This is a genomic window from Dethiothermospora halolimnae, assembly GCF_037577855.1.
In the GTDB taxonomy this organism is placed as follows: Bacteria; Bacillota; Clostridia; order Tissierellales; family VENL01; genus Dethiothermospora; species Dethiothermospora halolimnae.
Genome location: NZ_JBAKFX010000018.1, coordinates 16517 through 39561, shown reverse-complemented (window position 1 = coordinate 39561; position 23045 = coordinate 16517). Strand labels below are relative to the sequence as shown.

Below are 23045 nucleotides of genomic sequence, written 5' to 3'. Positions count from 1 at the left end.
ATCCCCCTAACTTTAGTCTATTGTTTTCTCTAACTCTTCTACATTAGCCCTCATATCTTTCATCAATACTGCATCTGGATTGCACCTTATAACCATACCATCTAAATACATTAGACTTTTTATTATGGAAAATATATTTTTATTAAAATCCATACCATGATTAACTCCAAGCTTTATTGTTGCCATCATCTGTTTTGTCAGACTTACCTCCGACACTGTTTTATTAGGAAAGTCTTTATATAACTTTAAAAAATCTTTTTGGAACTTTTTAAAGTCATCTTTTTTTAACTTAACATCTGACATGTCATTTAAACTTTTAGCACAGCTTTCAAACTCATAGTAGCTTAAATGTTTCATAAATCTAAAGAGACCTACCCTTAAGTTTTTAGATACTTGTCCTATGGCTCCGCAATCTATAAAATATATTTTGTCATCTTTAAGCATAATATTTCCTGGATGAAGATCACCATGGAAAGTTCCTATAACAAACATATAAAATCCATGTATATGAAACAACTTTAATAGTTGTTCATAGGGCAGTTCATTTCTTTGTAATAATTTCTCAAATGTCTCTCCCTTTATTTCCTCTGTCACTAAAACCCTTTCATTGGATAAGTTTTTATAAGCTTTTGGAAACTTTAAATCACTCAAATCAAACTTAGCTTTATTATTATTATAAATTTTTTTAAGAATATTTTGATTTTTAATTTCATTGTTTAAATCTAGCTCTGATAAAGTATCATCTTTAATCATTTTAAGTAATTCCACAGGATTAGCTACTCTTCTTAACTTTGGATAGAAAAAAGTTATAAATTTAAATAATGAGGTCACTTTATTAACATCTTGCTTAAAATCACTAACAAAATCCTTCTTAACAAGTTTAATTACAATATCTTCTCCTGTATGCAATTTCCCCCTATGAACTTGGGCTATTGATGCACTGGCAAGGGGCTTTTCCTCTATACTTAAAAATCTGTCTCTCCAATAGGGTCCTGTATATCTTTTTATTAATACTTCGTAGTCTTCCTTAGGTAAAAAACTATTATCTTGATATAATTTAGAAAGATAAGTACACTTTTCAGGAGATAAAAAGTCAATCCTAAGGGCAAACACTTGACCTATCTTTACTGCTAACAGCCCCTTCTCTTCGATTTTTTCCAAGTCAGGCTTTCCTTTTTTAAATATTTCCCTTATTAGACCGAAAAAAGATATTATGTTCATGCCATCCCCACCTCCCCCTTTTCTAGTTGAATATAATTTACTTTTTATTTACCCTATTTTAGGCTAATAAAGCATTAAGTTATATTTTAAATTATGGAAATTAACTCAAAAACACATATGACAAAGTCCATATATGATCCTTTATTTTTATAAATAATTAATTATTATACAAAAAAGCCATATAAACTTAGATCTTTTTAGTCTAAATTTATATGACTTTAATTATGATATTATCTTATATTTTTATATTTCCCAACCGACAAATTTCCCAGGAAATACTTACTCCACAGTAACACTTTTGGCGAGATTCCTTGGTTTATCAACATCACAACCTCTTTTTACTGCTACATAATATGATAATAATTGTAAAGGTATGACACTTAGTATAGATGCTAATTCATCTAATACATCTGGAATGTATATTACTTTATCTGCTGATTTTTCTACTTCTTTATTTCCTTTTTTAGCAACTGCTATTACATGGGCTCCTCTAGCTTTTACTTCTTTCATATTACTTAGCATTTTATCGTATAATTTATCTTGAGTAGCAAGGGCTATCACTGGAGTTCCTTTTTCTATAAGGGCCAATGTTCCGTGCTTTAACTCCCCTGCTTGAATTGCTTCTGAGTGAATATATGATATTTCTTTAAGTTTTAATGATCCTTCTCTAGCAACATCATAGTCTATTCCCCTACCTATAAAGAATACATTTTCTTTGTTATATATTTCTTCTGCTGCTTCCTCTGTTAATTTAACATCTTCTAGTATACTTTTTACTTTATCTGATGCACTAATTAGCTCATCTATTACTTTATCTGCCTCCGCTTTTGATAATGTTCCTTTCTTTATTGCCATATCAAGGGCTATTAATCCAAAGGATAACATTTGAGTTGTATATGCCTTTGTTGAAGCAACTGCTATTTCTGGTCCTGCCCAAGTATATATTACATCATCCGCTTCCCTTGAAATAGTACTTCCTACCACATTGGTAACTGCCATAACCCTTGCTTTATTTTCTTTAGCAAGCCTTAGTGCCGCTAATGTGTCTGCCGTTTCCCCTGATTGACTTACTACTATCATAAGGGTGTTCTCATCTATAAATGGATCACTATATCTAAATTCCGATGCAACATCAGTTATTACGGGTATCTTTACATACTTCTGAATTAAGGATTTTCCTAATAGCCCTGCATGGTATGCAGTACCACAAGCTATTATATAGACTCTGCTAAACTTCTCTATTTCTTCCTTCGTTAAGTTTATTCCGTCTAAGTTGATTTCCTTTTTATCATTTATCCTAGGAGATAGAGTTTCTTTAAGGGCCTTTGGTTGCTCATATATTTCCTTTATCATAAAGTGGTCATATCCACCTTTTTCTGCTGATTCCACATCCCATGTTACATTAAACACTTCTTTATCTATTTTATCTCCCTCTATATTCATTAATTCTATTTCATTCTTTTTAATAACTGCCATTTCTCCATCATCTAATATATATACATTTCTTGTATATTTTAATATGGCAGGTATATCAGATGCTATAAAGTTTTCATTATTTCCTATTCCTATAATTAATGGACTGTCTTTTCTTACTGCTATTAATTTATCCGGTTCATCCTTAGATGTAACTGCGATAGCATAAGCTCCTTCTAGTCTTTTGATTGCCCTTCTTACAGCCTCAAGTATATCTCCCTTATAGTAATAATCTATAAGATGGGATATTACTTCTGTATCTGTTTCCGATTTAAATTTATAACCTTCCTCTTCTAGTTGTTCCCTTAGTTCCATAAAGTTTTCTATAATCCCGTTGTGCACAACTGCTATTGTGTCATTCCCATTGGCATGGGGATGAGAGTTTGCATCTGATGGTTCTCCATGGGTTGCCCATCTTGTATGACCTATTCCCACATTAGAACTTAGATTTTCTTTATTAAGCTTTTCTTCTAGTACAGATAGTCTACCTTTATATTTTCTTATTACTAGTTTACTATCCCTTAATACAGCTATTCCTGCTGAGTCATATCCCCTGTATTCTAACTTTGCTAATCCATCTATTAAAATATTCTCCGCTTTATTATCTCCTATATATCCAACTATACCACACATTTAATTTATTCCACCTTTCCATATTTATTTTTCAAGTTACAGATTACTTAATATAAACCTTAGTTGATGGCTTCCGTATCCATCAAAACCTTTGAATTAAAACTTTTTGCGTATCACAAAAAAACCCACCCTAAGTTGGTTTTTTAACTACTCAACCGTTATTTGTGCACATAATCACTTATGTGTTTTGTCCGGCATCTATCGATGGTAGTAACACCGCATGGCATCCGCCGACCTTCGCTAAACCATGTCCTCGTCAACTTAAAGGGGTCCCCTCTAAGTCCTGGCGCTTTAATATTATTTAATTTACCAATGGAAACCTTCGAATGAATTTGAATCTACTTGTTTTTTGTTTTCATCCCCCCCTTTAATTAATTGACAATTGACAGTTGAAAATTGTGGTGACCTTCGATTAAAATCGAAGCTATTACTTTTTCTAGTTAAGAGTTAATAGTTAATGGTCGTTGTTGATGCAAAGTTTAATGGCTGTTTATTATATGTTATATCAGCCAAGGCTGATTTCAGTCTGTTGACAAAGCCTCTTTAGACAAAGTAAGTAAAAATGGGAGCCATTCCGCAGGATTTGTGAAAATATAGAATAAGGGAGAAAATCGCTTGAATTCCACTGTTTGAGCATAGCGAGTTTGGAATTCTATTTTCGACCGTTTCTATATATTTTCCAAATCCGAGGACTGGCGGACATTTTTACTTACTTTGTCAATACTCTGATATCAGCCAAGGCTGATTTGTACCTTAACTCTCCACTCTCAATTCTCAATTATCAACTTATTCCTTACTTAAGTCTTTTTTCTATAATTCCTGCTAAGTTTTCTGCTATTTTTTTTATTTCATCTGTGTCTTTTCCCTCTATCATTACTCTAACTAGGGGTTCTGTACCTGAAGGTCTTATAAGGACTCTACCTTCTCCTTTAAACCTTTCTTCTACCTTAGTTATTTCTTCTTTTATTATTTTATCATTTAAATAATTTTTTTTCTTTTCTTGAGATACCTTAGCATTTACAAGGATCTGAGGTAATTTTTTCATACCTTTAGCCAGTTGAGACATCTTTTTATTACTTTCCTTTAATACCGATATTAATTGTATAGCTGTTAATAAGCCATCTCCTGTTGTGTTGTAATCTAAAAATATTATATGTCCCGATTGTTCTCCACCTAAAGAATATCCCTTATCTAGCATTTCTTTAACAACATATCTATCTCCCACTTTAGTTTTTACTATATCCATAGTATTTTCTTTAAGATAAATATCAAGTCCCATATTACTCATAACAGTGGCAACTACTGTATCCTTGGGAAGTTTCCCTTTAGATTTTAAGTACTCACCACATATGGCCATTATATAGTCACCATCTACTATATCTCCATTTTCATCAACTGCTATAAGTCTATCGGCATCTCCGTCAAAAGCTATTCCTATATCTGCCCCTATTTCTTTGACCAGTTCCTGTGTTTTTTCTGGGCAAGTAGATCCACATTCAACATTAATATTTATGCCATTTGGCTCATCATTTATTACTTTTATATCTGCATTTAATTCTTCAAGTAACATTGGAGCCGCTTCATAACAGGCTCCATTACCACAGTCCATCGCAACTTTAAGTCCTGTAAAGTCAACATCTATAGTTGTTTTTAAGTAATCAGTATATTCTTTTACTCCATTATCTACAACTTCCTTTTTACCAACCTTTTCTCCCACTGGATTTTCTATTTTATCATCATTTTTGATTATACCTTCTATTTTATCTTCTATTTCATCAGTTAATTTATATCCATTATCATTAAAGAATTTAATTCCATTATATTCCACAGGATTATGGGATGCTGAAATAACTATGCCTGCATCTGCTTTATATTTTCTAGTTAGATAGGCAACTGCCGGTGTAGGTACAACTCCAATACATAGGGCATCTACTCCTACTGAGCATATACCTGCCACTAATGCAGACTCTAACATATCTCCCGATATTCTTGTATCCATTCCTATAACTATTTTAGCATTTTTTTTACCCTCTGTTAAAATATATGCTCCTGCTCTACCTAGCTTATATGCAAGTTCACAGGTTAATTCCTTATTTGCAATACCCCTTACTCCATCTGTTCCAAAAAAACTACCCATAATAACCTCCTAAATCATATATAGTCTTTTTAATAATATCATATTACAATAGCTTGTACAATGTAATATAAAAATATATATATTCCAAATATTTGTTATCTATTATAATAGCTATTTTCTAAAGTATAATGGAGACTAATTCATTAGACGAATTATAGCGAAAAAAGTTTCAGAACAAAGGTGACTTTGTTCTTTCTTTGTTCTGTGCAAGGTGCAGAGAGCAGGGAGCTGGGGAGTCCATAAATTTATGTATGGCTTCAAAGTCGTCCTGAATATATTCAAGACCTAAATAAAAAATATGTGGTTATTACTATGCAAACATTAAAATTTTTCACAACTTCTATATAGCCTAATATCACTTTATTATAGGCAGTTACTTTTTTTATAAAAAAAGTAAGTTTATTAAACATTAAAAAATTGGAGGATCAGAGATCCTCCAAAGTATTGATAAAGTAAGGTTTATTTTTTTACTTTATGTTTCCACTTGACAAATTTATTCCATAACCTGAATGTACATCTGAATTATAGAATGCTTTTGCGTTTCCCTCTTTATCTTCTATTATTACGTGACTTACCTTCCAAATGCCTTTTCTATTTACTTTATTTATTTCAGCTATGGAACCTGTATAATTTCCACTAGTGTCTTTTGTCAAAGTAATGACTTTTTCTACTAACCCCTCTTCACTATCTAATACATAAGATAAAGTGGCTTTACTAGATAACTCTTTTTCACCCTTTTCCACTGTCACTGTTACTTTAGAGCCATTAACCTCTATATCTCTTATGTCCATTTCTTTATTTAATCTATCGGTTCTCATTATATGGATTTTAGCGGTGCTTCTATCACTACTCTCCTCTGTAACTAGGAACTTTAATCCATATTTAGGTAACTTAAGTCCTCCTTGAGGATCTGACTTTTTACTTGTATAATCCCTAGAATCATCAAATACTGACCTTGGGGTTATGTCAGAATCCCAAACTTTATAAGTATCACCCTTTTTATTAAATCCAGAGTTCTCCCTTAAGCTAAATGCAGCATCATACATTTGATACCCAACTCTTTCTATACCATTTTCTCCTTTTTTATCCCCTGAAGTATATTCATATAAAACTGGTTCTTGACTTGCATCTACTACCCCAGCAAAGGCATAGCCTGTGTGGGCTTCTGTATTTTGATCTGGTCTTCCCATATCATTGATCCACATCTTATCTATATACCATACCACAAGGCCTGGATCATATGAAGCAGTTTCACTCCACGAAGTATATAGCTTATCTATTTTTCCAGTGTTATTACGCCATTCAAGTATATAATAATGTTCTGATTTAACTATTCCATCATTCTTACTAAAATCTTCCAGCTTAAATTCAGATTCTTTTTCTCCATTATCAGATAGTATTACATCTCCATCTCCTATAACTTCTATATCGTCAATATATATTCCTTTCTCTGGTGTATTACCATCGCTATACCAACGCACTGCAAGATCTATTTCTTTGCCAACATACCCAGTTAAATCAAACTCCGCATCTACCCATTCATTTCCTGAGTCATTTGTTATACCATGTCCTGGATTCCTCTTTTCTATTTCTTTCGGTGTTTCATTTTCTTTAACCCAATCATCAACCTCTGTTGTAGTTATATTACCTTCTATGGCTGTCCAATCTTCCTTTCCCTTTTCCTTGACCATAATAGAAGCAAAATCAAATCCTGGATCTATATCATACCAAGTTTTGAATGTTAGCTTAGCACTTTCTTTCCCTGTTAAATCTAAATCTGTGGTCATAAAATTTTCTGAATTATTATCATTACCACTAAAATAAGCATACTTTCCACTAGTAGGTGTAGTTATAATAGTCTTTTTCTGTGGTAAATCTATCCTAACAGCATCTTTATTATTTCCCTTTAAGCTAGTCTGATCTAAAGTTACATCTATTCCAGATGAATTAATATCTTCATAGTTATAAGTTGCTTTATTTTGCCAATCTACTTTAAAATTATTTTCTTTATCATTTTTAAACATTTTTTCAAACTTATCTTGTAAATATTCTTTACAGTAAGCTCCAAAATCATTTGGGAATGTTCCCGGTATTACTCCTGTATAACTTCCTCCCATAAGAGACCAATTTTCAACTGGAGGATTTCCTCCTGATGTGGAATATAAATCGGGTAATCCCAATACATGACCATATTCATGAATTAATAAGTCAAGGGGTAAATCCTGTTCAAATACTGTAAAGTCTTCTGCTAACCATTTTTCTCCTTTATGATCTGTTACCTCATACATTTTATAATCGGTGGTATCATACCAACTTAGCCCTGCTCTAAATGGCCATATGGCATCTTCTCCTAACCCATTATCCCATTCTTCCCCTCTACCTGCATGAACTACTATTAATGTATCTATTATTCCATCTGGCTCATAATAGTTTCCATCTTTGTCTTTATCCCATTTGTCTTCTACATCGTAATCGGATAGATCTATATTAGGATCAGCTGCTACCTTTTCTACTGCCTCCATAACCAGTCTAGTGGCATCATCTTGGTCACTACCATCTGTATTAGCTCCATAATATTTAGCATTATTTTTAGCGGTATACCAGCCGGCTACTCCTCCCTTTACAGAGTAAGTATTTCCTGATGATTCTTTAAAAAATTTATTCATAGTTATAAAATCTCTTCCATCGGAGCCTTTATATGTATCCTCGCCAAAAAACATTTTCTCATAGAACTCTTTGGTAAAATGATCCCCTTCAAAGCCATTTATAGTCCATTCCTCTTTTTCCATAAGATCTTTATGACTATAGTCTTTATAATCCATAAGAATCACTAACGGCTTAGCAACAAATATCTCCTCTTCCTTTGTTGTATCGGTCGTTGCCAAACTGGTGCTAGAGATGAAAAGTGTGAATATTAAAACAATTGATAATGTAAAGCCACAGAACCTTTTTCCCATAAAAACTCCCCCTAATAATTATTGTGATAAATTTAATAATAATGAAACTATATTTAATATTTCATTATTGTAACTATATATGTATTATATTATAAATATAGTGAAATTTCAAATATTTTAGTTGGATTATTTTCATTTGTGTAAAATTATTTTAATTGTATCGAAATATTTGTGAGCTGGGGGATTACGAATCCCCCAGCAACTAACAACGAGATTCCTAACTTCCTGTAACTAACAACGAGATTTTTAACTTCCTGTAACTAACAGCGAGATTTTTAACTTCCTAAATCCTCCCATACGCTCGTGCATTTTGTCTTTTAATTTACAATTTAAAATTTATAATTTGTAATAATAAAACGAAAAGGGAAGAGATCTTTTTCGATCTCTTCCCTTTTCGTTTCATTATATTCCTATATCTTTAAACCCTTTACCTTTAACTTCTTCTACATCATTAATGGTAATAAAGGCATCACTATCAATTTTTTCAACTATATCTTTTAATTTTCCAACCTGTGTGGACATTACTGTACAATATATTATTTTCTTATTATCATTATTATATGCTCCTTCTCCATTTAGAAAAGTTACACCTCTTTTTAAGTTTCCTATTATCTCTTTAGCTAGTTTTTCTGAGTTTTTTGATATAATCACAACAGTTTTTTTAGTATCTAGACCCTTTTGTACCTTATCAACTATTTGATATGCAATATATAGTGCTATAATAGTGTACATTGCAGGCTTTAATCCAAATAATATTGATGATGATGCAACTATGATAGTATTCACTCCCATCAATACTGTACCTACATTCATATTAAATTTCTTTCTAAATATAGCAGCTACTATGTCTAAACCACCTTGGGACACTTTGTTTCTAAACATAAGTCCCATTCCTACACCATTTAAAATACCTCCGAATATCGATGCTAATAGTAAGTCATCAATCTCAATATACTTGTGTATATCAGCTGTTAAACCTAATAAAGATGATAGTGTTATCATAGATATGAAACTATAAATGGTAAACTTTTTATCTATGATCTTAGCACCTACGAAAAACAATGGTAGGTTAAGTAAAAATACTACTAACCCGGTTGGTATCTCTGTTAGGTAATAGGTCATTATAGCTATTCCCCCTGTTCCTCCACTTATTAATTGATTTGGAATAAAAAATCCATTAAAAGCTATGGAACACAGTAGATTACCTAAAAATATGGCACCCAATTTCGTCAATGGTTCAGCCAAGCTACTAGAGTCTAAACTTACTTTTTTAAAACTAGAACTTGCCTTTTTTGCAAGTTGCACTTTTAAAACCTCTCTTCTTGTTCGAGGGAAATCCCTCTTTATTTTTAAAGTTATTATACTATATATATTCCATATTGCAACCGTAAAGTAACATGTTTTTTGTTAAGATATTGTTATAAAATAATGTGAGGGTTTTGTTTTGTAATTCTAGATTTTTGTGATATAGTTAATTATTTGTTTTAAAAATCAGCTGGAGGATTACAAATCCCCCAATCTGAATTGAATATATTAAGCTCTACAACAAAACAAAGTGGCCTAAGGCCACTTTGCTCATTATCTATTCTTTATTATTTATTATTTATTCTTTACTTCCTAACTTCTTCCGCTCCTCTATCTAAAGCCTTTTCATTTAAAGGTAGTAAGTGAGCTTTTCTCTCTCCGAATACTTTCTTTAATGCCTCTAAAATTGACTCTCTTTTAACTGCTTTAGTTAGTTCTAGATATGCTCCTAGCATAATCATATTTGCAACTTTACTATTACCTAGTTCATTTGCTATATCATTAGCTGGAATATAATATACATCTATATCTTCTCTCTCCGCTTTCTTTTCTATAAGAGAGCTATTTATAAGTAGATTACCTTTTTCTACTATATCAGATTCAAATTTATCTAATGAAGGTAGGTTCATAACTATAGCTGCTGTAGCCTCAGTTACTATAGGTGAGCCTACTGGGTCATCTGAAACTGTAACATTACAGTTAGCAGTACCTCCACGCATTTCTGGTCCATAGGATGGTAACCATGATACATGCTTACCCTCTATCATACCAGCATATGTTAAAAGTTGTCCCATTGACATTATACCTTGACCACCGAATCCTGCCATTATTACTCTTTCTTGCATTCTACTCCACCTCCTCAGGTGTTCTGAAGTTTCCTAATGGATAGTAAGGAATCATATTTTCTTCTAACCATTTAAGTCCTTCTACAGGAGTTACTCCCCAGTTAGTAGGACATGTTGATAATACTTCTACTATTCCGAATCCTTCTCCTGATAATTGAAGTTCGAAAGCTTTTTTAATAGCCTTTTTAGCTTTTCTTATATTTGCTGCATTGTGTACTGAAACCCTTTCCACAAACTTAGCTCCATCTATTGTAGCTAACATTTCTGACATTCTAATTGGTTTACCAGTATCCGCTTCATCTCTACCATATGGAGCTGTAGTAGCCTTTTGACCAATTAATGTAGTAGGAGCCATTTGGCCTCCTGTCATACCATATATAGCATTGTTAACAAATATTGTAGTTATTCTTTCACCACGATGAGCTGCATGAACTATTTCAGCAGTACCTATTGATGCTAAGTCTCCATCACCTTGATAAGTAAATACTACATTATCTGGATGAACTCTCTTTATTCCAGTTGCAACAGCTGGTGCTCTACCATGGGCAGCCTCTTGCATATCACAGCTAAAGAAGTCATATGCGAAAACTGAACATCCAACTGGAGCTACACCTACTGCTTTTCCTAAAACATCAAGTTCTTCTAAAACCTCTGCTACCAATCTGTGAATGATACCATGGGTACATCCTGGACAGTAAGTAAATTCTTTATTTGTTAAACCTTTACTTCTTTCAAAAACAGTTGCCATTACTTTTCACCCCCTGCGATCTTTCTAATCTCGTCTGCTATAGCATCTGGAGTTGGAACCATACCACCAGTTCTTCCATAGAAATGAACAGGCTTTCTTCCATTTAATGCTATCTTAACGTCATCTATCATTTGACCTGTACTCATTTCAACTGTTAAAACACCTTTAGTTTTATCAGTAATCTTATCAAATGAGCCATCTGGGAATGGCCATAAAGTAATAGGTCTTATAAGTCCTACCTTTATTCCCTCTTCTTCACATTTTGCCATTGCATTTTTTACAATTCTTGAAGTAGTTCCATATGCTACAACTACTACGTCTGCATCCTCTACATTAACTTCCTCAACTCTTACTTCGTTTTTCTTAATTTCTTCATGCTTTTTCTCAAGTCTTATAACATGATCTTCTAGCTCTTGAGGATCTATAAATAATGAATTGATTACATTATGCTCTCTTTCATTTTTTGTACCTACTGTAGCCCAATCTTTAGCCGCCAGATTTCTTGGCTTAGGATCATTAAACTCAACTGGCTCCATCATCTGACCTATCATTCCATCACCTATTATCATAACTGGAATTCTATATTGATCAGCAACATCAAATGATTCTATTACATAGTCAACCATCTCTTGTAAGCTAGCTGGTGCATAAACTACATGTCTGTAGTCACCATTTCCTCCACCTCTTGTAGCTTGATAGTAGTCTGACTGGGCAGGTTGAATACCGCCTAGACCAGGACCTCCCCTTACAATGTTTACTATAACACATGGAAGTTCTGCTCCTGCTATATAAGAAATCCCCTCTTGCTTAAGGGCAATACCAGGACTTGATGAACCTGTCATTACTCTTGCTCCTGCTCCCGCTGCTCCATAAACCATGTTTATAGCAGAAACCTCACTTTCTGATTGTAAAAATACTCCTCCTACCTTTGGTAGCTCCCTAGCCATATATTCAGGAAGTTCACTTTGTGGTGTAATTGGGTAACCAAAGAAATAGTTACATCCAGCCTTAATAGCTGCAGCACCTATAGCCTCATTACCTTTCATTAATACTTTAGCCATTTAATATCCCTCCTTAAAATTATTCTCTTTCAACTGTTATAACTACATCTGGACATACTGTGGCACAGTTTGCACATCCTATACATTTGTCCATTTCTTTAACTGTAGCTGGGTGATATCCTTTTATATTAATTCTCTCTTTATCCATTACTACTATATTTACTGGACACGCTGTAGTACATAGCTCACATCCCTTACAACGATCCACTTCAAAAGTAACTTTACCTTTTGCCATTTTTCAACCCTCCCTTTTTTAGTAATTATAGCATCCAATCTTCCCTCATAAATAATTTCATCGGGAATACCTCACCTTGTATATCTTTAGGTAATTTATCTGCAACATGCTCTAGGCATGATACATACTTAACTGGTATATTTATTTCCTTTGATACTTCCTCTGCTAATTTTTGACCCCTTAATACATCATCTATTGTTGTACTTTTTAGTAAGTGGGTGTTATTAATTAGCCCAGTTACCTTTGCCCTTGATACCGCTTCTATCCTTCTAAGGTATTCAATTGCTTTTTCTACAGTTTGAGTTTCGGGTCTATTAGCATTTATAACAAACAACATGTCATAATTTCCCTCTTTAAAATACTGATTATATCTACCAAGGGTCCTAGCCCCTGTGGGATCTCCACCTACATCTAATACTGCATTGCACTCTTCATCTTGTAGTAATCCATAAATTGCTGCCGATACGGCAGGAACATCTACATTTGCCTTTGGAGTATTAACAGAACTCCCAACAACTTTTATACCTAATTCTGAAAGTTCCTTTGTTTTTTCTCTACTTCTAAAATAAGGGTTTATAACATCTAAGTCTGCTAAAGCTACTTTTTTCTCTTTATCATTAGCTAACTTTACTGCGTAATTTACTGCAAACTCTGTTTTACCACTTCCATAGTGTCCTGTTATGATTCTAATTCTATTATCATTTAACATTTCATCACCTATCTTTATGAGTATTGTTTTGCTTTTTCTTCTCCCCTTAATACTCTCAGACCACCTTGAGCTAATGCTATAAGTTCATCTTCTCCTGGGTATACAAATACCTTAGATATAAACTCTACTCTTTCTTTAATCCATGAAACGAAGTTTTTATCATAGGCTATACCACCGGTAAGAACAATACCATCTACATCTCCCTTTAATACGGCTGAACAACTTCCTATTTCCTTGGCAACTTGATATGCCATAGCCTTATATACTAACTCTGCTTTTTTATCTCCATTTTCTATCATCTTTTCTACTTCTCTACCATCGTTAGTATTAAGGTAAGCAATAAGTCCACCTTTACCTTTTATTTTCTTTTTAATTTCTGCCAATGTATATTTTTCTGAGTAACATAGTTTTGCTAAATCTCCAACTGGTAATCCACCACTTCTTTCCGGCGAAAATGGTCCCTCTCCATCTAATGCATTATTAACATCTACAACCTTACCTTTTCTATGGGCACCAACTGAAACTCCTCCACCTAGGTGGGCTACTATTAAGTTAGTATCTTCATATTCTTTATCTAATTCTTTTGAAGCCCTTCTTGCAACAGCTTTTTGATTTAGAGCATGGAATATACTTTTTCTATCAATCTCAGGCATTCCTGATATCCTTGCAACATCGTCCATTTCATCCACAACCACTGGGTCTACTATAAAGGATGGTATATTAAGTTGGGAAGCTATCTCATAAGCTATAACCCCACCTATATTGGATGCATGCTCTCCTAGAACTCCCACCTTTAAATCTTCTAGCATTTTATCATTTACTTCATATGTTCCCCCTGATATAGGCTTTAATAATCCACCTCTACCAACTACTCCACTTAACTTAGTTATATTTATTCCCTTTTCATTTAATATCTCAAGGATTATATTCTTTCTAAACTCATATTGATCAAATATAGTTTCAAAATCTTTTAACTCCTCTGAAGAATGTCTTAATGTCTCTTCTAATACTAGCTTTTCATTATCAAATATAGCTATCTTAGTGGATGTAGATCCTGGATTTATAACTAACAATCTATATGTTTCTGTCATTTCTCGTCCCTCCTATTTTTTAGATGCCATTAATACACCTAAAGCAATTGAATTTAATTTTGCTTCATCACTATCGGCTCTTGATGTTAATACTATTGGTGCCTTTGCTCCAACTATTATACCTGCACTTTTAGAGTTGGCTAAAAAATTTAGTGCTTTATAAAGAACATTACCAGTTTCAATTGTTGGAACTAATATAATGTCAGCATCTCCTGCTACTGGATGATCTATACCTTTATGCTTGGCTGCTTCTTTAGAAACTGCATTATCAAGGGCAAAGGGACCACCTACTATACATCCTTCTATTTCACCTTTTTTATTCATTTCTTCTAATTCCTTGGCATCAACTGTTGCTGGCATCTTAGGATTAACCTTTTCCTTTGCACAAACTGCAGCAACCTTAGGTTCATTGATATCCGCTGATTGGGCAACATATACTGCATTTTCTATTATTTCTTTTTTCTGTTCTAGTGTTGGTGCTATATTCATCGCCGCATCTGTAACAAATAACAATTTGTCATAACACTCAGTATCAAATATAGCCACATGACTAAGTACTTTACCTGTTCTAAGGCCTATTTCTTTATCTAATACTGCCTTTAATATTATAGATGTATCAACCAGTCCCTTCATTACTATATGGGCTTTACCTGAACTAACTAATTCCACTGCTTTTCTTGAAGCTTCAGTTACATCCTTTTCATCAACAATATCAATACCATTAATATCTAAGTTTATTTCTTCAGAGATTTCTCTAATTTTCTCACTATCACCGACTAATATTGCCTTTACTATTTCTTTATCCACTGCATTTTTAACTGCTAACAATACTTCTTTATCTTGGGCCACTGCAACAGATATAGTTTTAGGGCCTCTCTCCTTTGCTAGATTTAAAACATCATTAAAAGTCTTAATCATTTATATTCACCTCTTCTTCGTATATTTTTTCCTTTTCTTCCCCCTCTAATACCCTAAGGGCGCCTTCATTTAATGCTTCAAGTTCATCTTCCCCACGATATACCGTAACAGGGGCTATAAATTTAACCATATCTTCTATATAATCTGTCAACATTTTTGCATGGGCAAGACCACCAGTTATAACTATTTTGTCTACATCTCCATTTAACGCAACAGACATTTGTCCAATTTCCTTACCTATTTGATAGCCCATGGCCTCAAATACTAGTTTAGCCTTATTATCTCCATTTTCTATTTTATCAACAACCTCTTTAGCATCATTAGTGCCAAGATATGCAACAAGTCCACCTTTACCCTTTAGTTTCTTTTTAATCTCCTTATAAGTATACTCCCCAGAGTAGCACATTTTTACTAAATCTCCAACAGGAAGTCCCCCTGCCCTTTCTGGAGAGAATGGTCCCATTTCATTGGCATTATTAACATCTATAATCCTGCCCTTTCTAACAGGAGCTATAGATATTCCTCCACCTAAATGGGCTACCACTAAATTTATTTCTGATAAATCTTTTTTTAGCTCTTTAGCCGCCCTGTGGGATACTGCTTTTATATTTAGTGCATGAACCAACGATTTTCTTTTAATATCAGGCATACCAGATACTCTAGCCACTTCTTCAAACTCATCAACTGCAACAGGATCTACAATAAAGGATTTAATCCCCTCTTTATCTCCTATTCCCTTTGCAATAATCCCACCTAGATTTGAGGCATGCTCCCCTTGTATGCCTATTTTTAAGTCATCTATCATCTTATCCGTTACTAAATAGGTTCCCCCGGGCATAGATCTTAAAAGACCACCTCTGCCAACTACTGCTCTTAACTCTTTGGTCTTTATATTTTCTTTTTCTAGCCAATTTAATATCATATCTAACCTATATTGATACTGTTCTGTTATTTTCTCGAATTTTTCAAGTTCTTCTGTATTATGCTCTATCTTCTTTGTGGTAACCTTTTCCTTATTTTTATACAAAGCCACCTTTGTAGAAGTTGAACCTGGATTTATTGCAAGAATGTACTTTCTTTCCATCATTTCACCCCTATACTTTTTTTCCGAAATTTAATCCAATATATTAAATATGCAATTTTTATGCCAACCATTTTATGTATACAGTATTTTTAAACTCCTATTAATAATATACCAAAAAAAAATGCTTTTTTCCAGTCTACTAAATAGTTGTTAATTTTTCTTAATATTTTAAACCTTAATCTTATTAAAATATACATATAATTTAATTGCATTTTTTTGCATGAATTTTATTGCACAAAGGAAAAATACGTGCAATTTATTGCACGCATTTTTTCTATATATTGTATTTATCCATTTTATAATATAAACTTCTTATGGAAATCCCCAAGGCTTTAGCAGTTTCTGTTTTATTGTTATTGTACCTTTTTAATATATCCGTTATATATTTTTTTTCTGTTTCACCTATTACTTGGGATAAAGTTAGCTCTTTGTCACCATTAATATTATCTACTATTTTTTCTAAATCCGATTGAATATCTTTTTCATCGTTTATTTTAGGCAAATGCTTTGCTAGTATTATATTGTCATTAGGTCTCATATTTATAATTGATCTTCCTATTACATTTTCAAGTTCTCTAACATTTCCAGGCCAATCATGTTTCTTCAAAACCTCTATTGCCATAGCAGAAACATCTATGATACTTCTACCATATTCTTGATTGAATTTTTTTATAAAGTAAAGAACTAATGGGTATATATCGTCTTTCCTTTCCTTAAGGGATGGTATAGTTATTGGTATAACATTTAATCTATAATATAAATCTTCTCTGAATCTACCTTCTTTAACTGCCCTTTCCAAATCCATATTTGTGGCAGTTATAATTCTTACATCAACGTCTATGGCCTTAGTTCCTCCTACTTTAACAATTTCTTTTTCCTGAAGTATCCTTAGTAACTTCACTTGGGTACTTAAATTAACCTCACCTATCTCATCTAAAAATATAGTTCCTCCACTGGCTTGCTCAAAAAAACCTTTTTTACCACCTTTTTTAGCCCCTGTAAAGGCGCCTTCTTCGTACCCAAATAGCTCACTTTCAAGTAAGTTCTCACTTATAGCTGCACAATTCACCCTTACAAACTGATTAAACCTTCTATTACTTGCATTATGGATTGCATGGGCAAATAGTTCTTTTCCAGTACCACTTTCTCCCCTAAGAATAACAGTTGCAGGTGTATTAGCTGCTTTCTTCCCTTTATCTATAGAAGCCTTTATTAATTTATTTTTACCTATTATATCATCAAATGTATATTTAGCTTCTAAATTTCTTATTATCTGTTTTGCAGCACTTAATTCCCTATTTAATCTCATAAGTTCCGATACATCATGTAAAACCCCTACACTTCCCCTTAATTGCCCATCTACAGTTATAGGAGAAGCTGTTGCTAGAACTTCCTTCTTATTAGGTCCAACCATCATTCTGGCATTTTTTACTGGCTTTCGTGTCTTTAATACTTCCATGTGGATACTTTCCCCTTGAGCTATATCAGCCTCAGCAGGCTTCCCAACTACATCTTCCCTTGTTAAGCCAGTTAATTTTGTATATGCTGGATTTATCATAACATTTGTACCACTCTGGTCAACAACACTTATTGCATCTTGGGTTGCATAAAATATAGCCTCTAACATACTTTGAATCTCTTCAAGTTCAATGTTTTGACTTGTTAAATCAAGCATGTCAGTTATATCTCTAAATACTGCAACAGCTCCTACTACATTTCCTTTTTCATTTTTCACAGGCATTCTATTAGTCACTATCTTTATATCATTTAAATCCTGCTTCTTATTTAACTCTGAATTTCCAGTTTCTAATATATCCATAAGCCTTGTATTTTTTATTACTTTTTTTACCGGCTTTCCCATTGCATCTCCGATTTTTATCTTAGTAAGCTTTTCAGCTGCTTTATTAAAGAGGGTAATAATACCCTCTTTATCAACTGCTATCATAGCATCATGGGTTGAATTAAGAATCACTTCTAATTCTTTTCTCAATCATATCACCCTTATATTATTGTTTTTTATTTCTATTCATCTAAGTTCTCTTCTTTATTAGCATCCGATGTATTTTCTTCAGCATCAGTACTTTCTCCTTGATTTTCATTATCCTTTGTTTCATTTTCATATTTTTCTAATCCTTCATCATTACCACTTATTGGTTCCTTTTCTTTACTATTATCATTTGATTTGTTATCGTTATCATCTTCATTATTTGTAATAACTTCTTCTGAATTTACTTCTTTTAAAATTATGTCTATTTCTTCTTTTGATTTAGATACGACTTCAAAATCAGATCCTCCTATTACATTTAAAGATACTTTATGAGCCCCTTTCTCTAAATCTTTTAAATTAATGTAGGGAGTTATATCATCTTTCTCTACATTATTGACAATGCTTTCCACCCCTTGTATGGTGATAGAAATCTCTTGAGTGGAATTTTCTTTATCTATTTCTAGATCTCCCGGTTGATTTGTAATAGTAATATCACCTACACCATACTTAAATGTCCTTTTTATGATTTTCTCAACATCTACACTCACTTTCACTACACCATTATTTAATATCTCACCATTATTAATTGGTAATAGTTTAACCTCTTTAGTTATATCATTGCTAAGATATCCTATATCCAACTCTTCAGTCTCCACCTTAGTTATATTCTTTATACCTTCTTCATATCCCCTTATATCTACTGTTTCAGGTTCCACTGATATATTAGTCACTTTATATCCTTTAAAAGGTTCATTTTTAGTGTTAACTTCTACGGGAACACTTTTAACCTTATATATTGGTATATTTACCTCTACAACATTTGGGTCTTTTTCAAGGCCTATAATCTCTTTTCCCTTATCATTTATAATTTTTAAAGGAACAGTAGTTTTTATATCTTCTGAAACTTCAGTCAACTCTACCATAGCGACAACTTGAGAAACAGTATTAACTAAAGTTCTAGGCCCCTTAATGTATACTGATTGAGGCTTTACTGTTCCATCCCCTGGACTATGGCCTTTTTTAACTTTTCCTAAAGTTCTCAATGTAACTTTATTTTCCTTAGACACAATGGCATCAAAATTTACCAGCGCTTCCTTGGGATAATAGTCCACCACTTCTACCTTATTTGATGTTTCCAAATATATAGGAAATTTATTAATCCCCTCTGTGGCACCTCTTAAGTCCACAGTTGCTTTAACATCATCCTTATCTATACCTATTATATCATTTCTTCTACCAGCTAATTTAACATTTACCTTAGGTTCTTTGGGTTCCATAAGAACTAAATTTGATTCCTTTGCAAAATTCAAATTCATAAGTTCAACATCAATGCTCTGGAGTTCTTTGGAAACTCTGGGATTAACTTCACTCATCACATAGGTCCACATTAAAACGGCAATAAAAACGGCTAATATTTTAAGTGTTATATTACTATTACTCTTTTTCTTCATTTTTACCCCTCCATTTAGAGAGTATACTTTGTTTTTGCTTTTCAGGCTTATATACATCTACTAGAGTTTGGCGTAATGTACTTATATCTAGGTATCTAGACAATTTGCCATTTTCTGCAACCGATATAGACCCAGTTTCTTCTGAAACAACAACAACTAATGCATCGGATTTTTCCGTAACTCCAAGGGCTGCTCTATGCCTTGTTCCTAAATCTTTGCTTAAATTAGCATTGTCTGTTAAGGGCAAAAAGCAACTAGCCGCTTTTATAATATTTTTTCTAACTACAACAGCTCCATCATGTAATGGAGTATTGGGGATAAATATATTTATTAATAACCCTGTAGATATATCTCCTCCAATTTTAGTACCTGTTTCCACTATTTCATTTAATCCTGTTTCCTGTTCAAATACTATTAAAGCTCCTATCTTTTGTCTTGAAAGGGATGCCACTGCTTCAATAATCTCCTCTATTAAATTATTCATGTCTTCATCTTTAATTTCCACAAATGATCTTGTAAAAAACCTACTCCTTCCAAGATATTCAAGAGCTCTTCTTAATTCAGGTTGAAACACTATAAGCAATGCTATAACCCCTACTGTCATGGTTTTTTCCAAAATCCAAAGTACAGTATATAGTTTTAGCCATTGACTTATTTTAGTAGCTAATAATAGTAATACTATTCCCTTTACTATCTGTTCTGCCCTAGTCTCCCTTATAAGTAAAAAAACTTTATAAAAAACAAGGGCTACTATTGCCATGTCTATAATATGTCTTATGGAGATATTTAAGAATAATTCTTTTAAATATTGCAAATTCTACACCCCTAAAATATGATATAAAAACCTTTATTAAAATTATATAATAAATACATAATATTTGAAATAAAAAATCTAGAAGAAACTTGAAATTTATTGATTTACTATTTAACGGGCCATTTTTTCCATTGTATTCTTATGTGATTCTTTTATTTTGGATATAACAGGTTCGATTAAATTATAATCTTCCCTACTTTTATGACCTGGAATAATCTCATATAAATATTTATTACCCTTTCTGTATTTATATACCCATGTTGGTATATAATCAATTTTACTTATTACTGTTTTATTTTCTATAAAATCCTTTTCAAGATTAATATTAACTATAACACCATCTTCAGTATATTTTCTATTTCTAATACTGAGGGTTTCCCTTCTTTGATTCGATATAAAATTACCCATAGAATATATTATAAATTTCTTTTCACCATTATGCTCAATTATTTTTGATTGTTGAATCACATGGGGATGACTACCTAAAATAATATCTGCTCCCCAGTCTATCATTTTATCACCTAATTCTTTTTGATATTCCGACGGTTCCCGCCAGTATTCATGGCCCCAATGGATAACCACTATTGTTATGTCTGCATTTTGTTCATCTGCATTTTTTATATCATTTTTTATTTTATCCTCTTCTATTTTGTTTACCATATATTGAAATTCATCTTTTGTTAGTCTACTATCTAGTCCATTAAACCCATAGCTATAGGATAACATAGCTATTTTAATTCCTTTAATATTCTCAATTAATATATCATTATTTTCTTCTTTGTAGGTTCCTATATTTTTCATTCCATATTGATTTATATTTTCAATGGTTTCTATTACCCCCCGTTTCCCCCTATCTAAACTATGATTATTAGCGGTAGATAATATATCATAGCCCACTTTTGATAAAGCCTCTAGAGATGTTTTCGGGGTATTGAAGGTGGGATATCCCGTAAATCTACCATCAGATTCCGATGAAACACTCTCAAAATTTCCTATTGCTAGATCACCATCTTTTATATATTTTTCTATTTTGTTAAACATGGGATAGAAATTATAACTTTTATCTTTGGGATTGTATGCACTACGAAGTTGTGGTGTATGGAACATTATATCTCCTGTGGCTACTACTCTAACTTTAGACTTAGGAACTTCCCACAATTTATGCATTTCTTTTAATTGTTTTTCTATTAATTTTGTTGGTTTTTCAATAGGCTTAATCGTAGCTCTCTTAAATGTTTCTGTATCTTTTCCCTTTTCTTCCATAAAATATCTTATAGAGAAAATGCTTAATATAAGAAACAATATCATAACATATGGTAAAGTTTTCTTTTTGCTCATAACATACTCCTTATATAGTTATAAATTAAATACTTCTACATATGTTCTTACATTCGACAAATAGGCGAAAAATCCTTTAACAAAAATAAAAATTTGTCAATATGGGAACAGAGTCACCTTTGGTGCTTATTTGTTTTTTCTAGGGACAAGGGTTTGTGTTTATCCCTTACTTTATGACATTAAAATATTGGGGGATTACGAATCCCCCAATAACAAAGTTACAAATCATCCAATAACAAAGTTGCAGATCATCCCATAACAACGTTATGAGCTATCCAAAAACGACATCATGAATTATCTAACAACAATTTAGTCTTATTCTAGACCATCTCTTTCATCATTCTTTATTCTAGATTCGGTTATATATAGATCGAGTTTTTTCTGATTAGACCACCATAGGTATATCACATAGGGAATAATAAATCCTGCTAATATGGGTGTCTTTATCATTAATATAAAGTTAAATAATCCATGGAGTATTACAGGTATATAAAAGGATTTTCTCATATACTCGTTTTCCCTATACCCATCCTTAGAAAATTTAGCCAAGGATAAATAATATCCCATAGTCACAGCAAATATCGCATGGGCTGGTACTGAAAGAATCCCTCTATAAAAACCAACATATGGGTTATAACTAAATCTAAATACAACATACATCACATTTTCCACAGTGGCAAATCCTAGAGCAGAAAATATACAGTAAACTATTCCATCTAATTTTTCATCAAAATGTTTATTATGATATATCAACTTTAATACTACCAATCGTTTAAAATACTCTTCTGTAAATCCTGCTACTATAAAAGATACATAGGCCATACCTAATATGCCACTAAATATATTTATATTTATAAATAGTCTTTCCACTACAATAGTTGGTATAACCGATAAAGCTCCTAAAATAAAGGTTTTAAATAATAATGATATAGGCTCCCTATCATATCTATCACTTAAATAGACTGCATATGCTATTGATATAGTAGGTATAACCGCTATAATAAAAAGTCTAGTAGTCAAATACTATTCATCCTTTCA

Annotated in this window: 18 protein-coding genes; all 18 read right to left on the bottom strand. The window is 32.5% G+C overall.

Annotated elements, in window-relative coordinates; genetic code table 11:
* Positions 1-12 precede the first annotated feature (12 nt).
* Positions 13-1221 (bottom strand): AarF/UbiB family protein, encoded by a 1209-nt coding sequence (locus V6137_RS09145; protein ID WP_425447614.1) that lies wholly within the window; start codon positions 1219-1221, stop codon positions 13-15.
* A 279-nt stretch (positions 1222-1500) separates the two neighbouring features.
* Entirely contained in the window at positions 1501-3327 is a 1827-nt protein-coding gene (glmS, locus tag V6137_RS09140) for a glutamine--fructose-6-phosphate transaminase (isomerizing) (RefSeq protein ID WP_425447613.1), read from the bottom strand.
* A 793-nt stretch (positions 3328-4120) separates the two neighbouring features.
* Positions 4121-5464 carry a phosphoglucosamine mutase gene (glmM, locus tag V6137_RS09135; protein WP_425447612.1) on the bottom strand — a complete coding sequence of 448 codons (1344 nt, stop codon included), beginning with the start codon at positions 5462-5464 and terminating at the stop codon, positions 4121-4123.
* Positions 5465-5931: 467 nt separating this feature from the next.
* A complete protein-coding gene (locus tag V6137_RS09130) occupies positions 5932-8421 on the bottom strand; it encodes an immune inhibitor A domain-containing protein (RefSeq protein ID WP_425447611.1) in 2490 nt (829 codons plus the stop codon).
* 402 nt (positions 8422-8823) lie between these two features.
* Positions 8824-9726: a YitT family protein gene (locus V6137_RS09125; RefSeq protein ID WP_425447610.1), complete on the bottom strand. Its 903-nt coding sequence runs from the start codon at positions 9724-9726 to the stop codon at positions 8824-8826.
* A 305-nt stretch (positions 9727-10031) separates the two neighbouring features.
* Positions 10032-10571: a 2-oxoacid:ferredoxin oxidoreductase subunit gamma family protein gene (locus V6137_RS09120; RefSeq protein ID WP_425447609.1), complete on the bottom strand. Its 540-nt coding sequence runs from the start codon at positions 10569-10571 to the stop codon at positions 10032-10034.
* 1 nt (position 10572) lies between these two features.
* Complete coding sequence (locus tag V6137_RS09115; RefSeq protein WP_425447608.1) at positions 10573-11319, bottom strand: thiamine pyrophosphate-dependent enzyme; 747 nt, start codon at positions 11317-11319, stop codon at positions 10573-10575.
* Complete coding sequence (locus V6137_RS09110) at positions 11319-12380, bottom strand: 3-methyl-2-oxobutanoate dehydrogenase subunit VorB (protein ID WP_425447607.1); 1062 nt, start codon at positions 12378-12380, stop codon at positions 11319-11321. Before V6137_RS09110 ends, V6137_RS09115 begins: the two co-directional genes overlap by 1 nt.
* Positions 12381-12399: 19 nt before the next feature.
* Positions 12400-12615: a 4Fe-4S dicluster domain-containing protein gene (locus tag V6137_RS09105; RefSeq protein WP_425447606.1), complete on the bottom strand. Its 216-nt coding sequence runs from the start codon at positions 12613-12615 to the stop codon at positions 12400-12402.
* A 25-nt stretch (positions 12616-12640) separates the two neighbouring features.
* Complete coding sequence (locus V6137_RS09100) at positions 12641-13324, bottom strand: nucleotide-binding protein (protein WP_425447605.1); 684 nt, start codon at positions 13322-13324, stop codon at positions 12641-12643.
* Between the two features lie 14 nt (positions 13325-13338).
* Positions 13339-14415: a butyrate kinase gene (gene buk / locus V6137_RS09095; protein ID WP_425447604.1), complete on the bottom strand. Its 1077-nt coding sequence runs from the start codon at positions 14413-14415 to the stop codon at positions 13339-13341.
* Between the two features lie 12 nt (positions 14416-14427).
* Positions 14428-15333 (bottom strand): phosphate butyryltransferase, encoded by a 906-nt coding sequence (gene ptb, locus V6137_RS09090; RefSeq protein WP_425447603.1) that lies wholly within the window; start codon positions 15331-15333, stop codon positions 14428-14430.
* Positions 15326-16417: a butyrate kinase gene (gene buk / locus V6137_RS09085; protein WP_425447602.1), complete on the bottom strand. Its 1092-nt coding sequence runs from the start codon at positions 16415-16417 to the stop codon at positions 15326-15328. Before buk (V6137_RS09085) ends, ptb begins: the two co-directional genes overlap by 8 nt.
* Before the next feature lie 274 nt (positions 16418-16691).
* Positions 16692-18407, bottom strand: coding sequence for a sigma-54 interaction domain-containing protein (locus V6137_RS09080; RefSeq protein ID WP_425447601.1), 1716 nt, complete (start codon positions 18405-18407; stop codon positions 16692-16694).
* A 32-nt stretch (positions 18408-18439) separates the two neighbouring features.
* A complete protein-coding gene (locus tag V6137_RS09075) occupies positions 18440-19855 on the bottom strand; it encodes a CdaR family protein (protein WP_425447600.1) in 1416 nt (471 codons plus the stop codon).
* Complete coding sequence (cdaA, locus tag V6137_RS09070; protein WP_425447599.1) at positions 19839-20669, bottom strand: diadenylate cyclase CdaA; 831 nt, start codon at positions 20667-20669, stop codon at positions 19839-19841. Before cdaA ends, V6137_RS09075 begins: the two co-directional genes overlap by 17 nt.
* A gap of 111 nt (positions 20670-20780) precedes the next feature.
* Complete coding sequence (locus tag V6137_RS09065) at positions 20781-22007, bottom strand: CapA family protein (protein WP_425447598.1); 1227 nt, start codon at positions 22005-22007, stop codon at positions 20781-20783.
* A 315-nt stretch (positions 22008-22322) separates the two neighbouring features.
* Positions 22323-23027 (bottom strand): PrsW family intramembrane metalloprotease, encoded by a 705-nt coding sequence (locus V6137_RS09060; protein WP_425447597.1) that lies wholly within the window; start codon positions 23025-23027, stop codon positions 22323-22325.
* Positions 23028-23045: the final 18 nt, after the last annotated feature.

Coding starts and splice junctions, on each gene's coding strand:
- V6137_RS09110 (WP_425447607.1), bottom strand. CDS start 12,380: ATGGCTAAAGTATTAATGAAAGGTAATGAGGCTATAGGTGCTGCAGCT.
- V6137_RS09115 (WP_425447608.1), bottom strand. CDS start 11,319: ATGGCAACTGTTTTTGAAAGAAGTAAAGGTTTAACAAATAAAGAATTT.
- V6137_RS09100 (WP_425447605.1), bottom strand. CDS start 13,324: ATGTTAAATGATAATAGAATTAGAATCATAACAGGACACTATGGAAGT.
- glmS (WP_425447613.1), bottom strand. CDS start 3,327: ATGTGTGGTATAGTTGGATATATAGGAGATAATAAAGCGGAGAATATT.
- V6137_RS09120 (WP_425447609.1), bottom strand. CDS start 10,571: ATGCAAGAAAGAGTAATAATGGCAGGATTCGGTGGTCAAGGTATAATG.
- V6137_RS09105 (WP_425447606.1), bottom strand. CDS start 12,615: ATGGCAAAAGGTAAAGTTACTTTTGAAGTGGATCGTTGTAAGGGATGT.
- V6137_RS09130 (WP_425447611.1), bottom strand. CDS start 8,421: ATGGGAAAAAGGTTCTGTGGCTTTACATTATCAATTGTTTTAATATTC.
- glmM (WP_425447612.1), bottom strand. CDS start 5,464: ATGGGTAGTTTTTTTGGAACAGATGGAGTAAGGGGTATTGCAAATAAG.
- buk (WP_425447602.1), bottom strand. CDS start 16,417: ATGGAAAGAAAGTACATTCTTGCAATAAATCCAGGTTCAACTTCTACA.
- V6137_RS09065 (WP_425447598.1), bottom strand. CDS start 22,007: ATGAGCAAAAAGAAAACTTTACCATATGTTATGATATTGTTTCTTATA.
- ptb (WP_425447603.1), bottom strand. CDS start 15,333: ATGATTAAGACTTTTAATGATGTTTTAAATCTAGCAAAGGAGAGAGGC.
- V6137_RS09145 (WP_425447614.1), bottom strand. CDS start 1,221: ATGAACATAATATCTTTTTTCGGTCTAATAAGGGAAATATTTAAAAAA.
- buk (WP_425447604.1), bottom strand. CDS start 14,415: ATGACAGAAACATATAGATTGTTAGTTATAAATCCAGGATCTACATCC.
- V6137_RS09075 (WP_425447600.1), bottom strand. CDS start 19,855: ATGAAGAAAAAGAGTAATAGTAATATAACACTTAAAATATTAGCCGTT.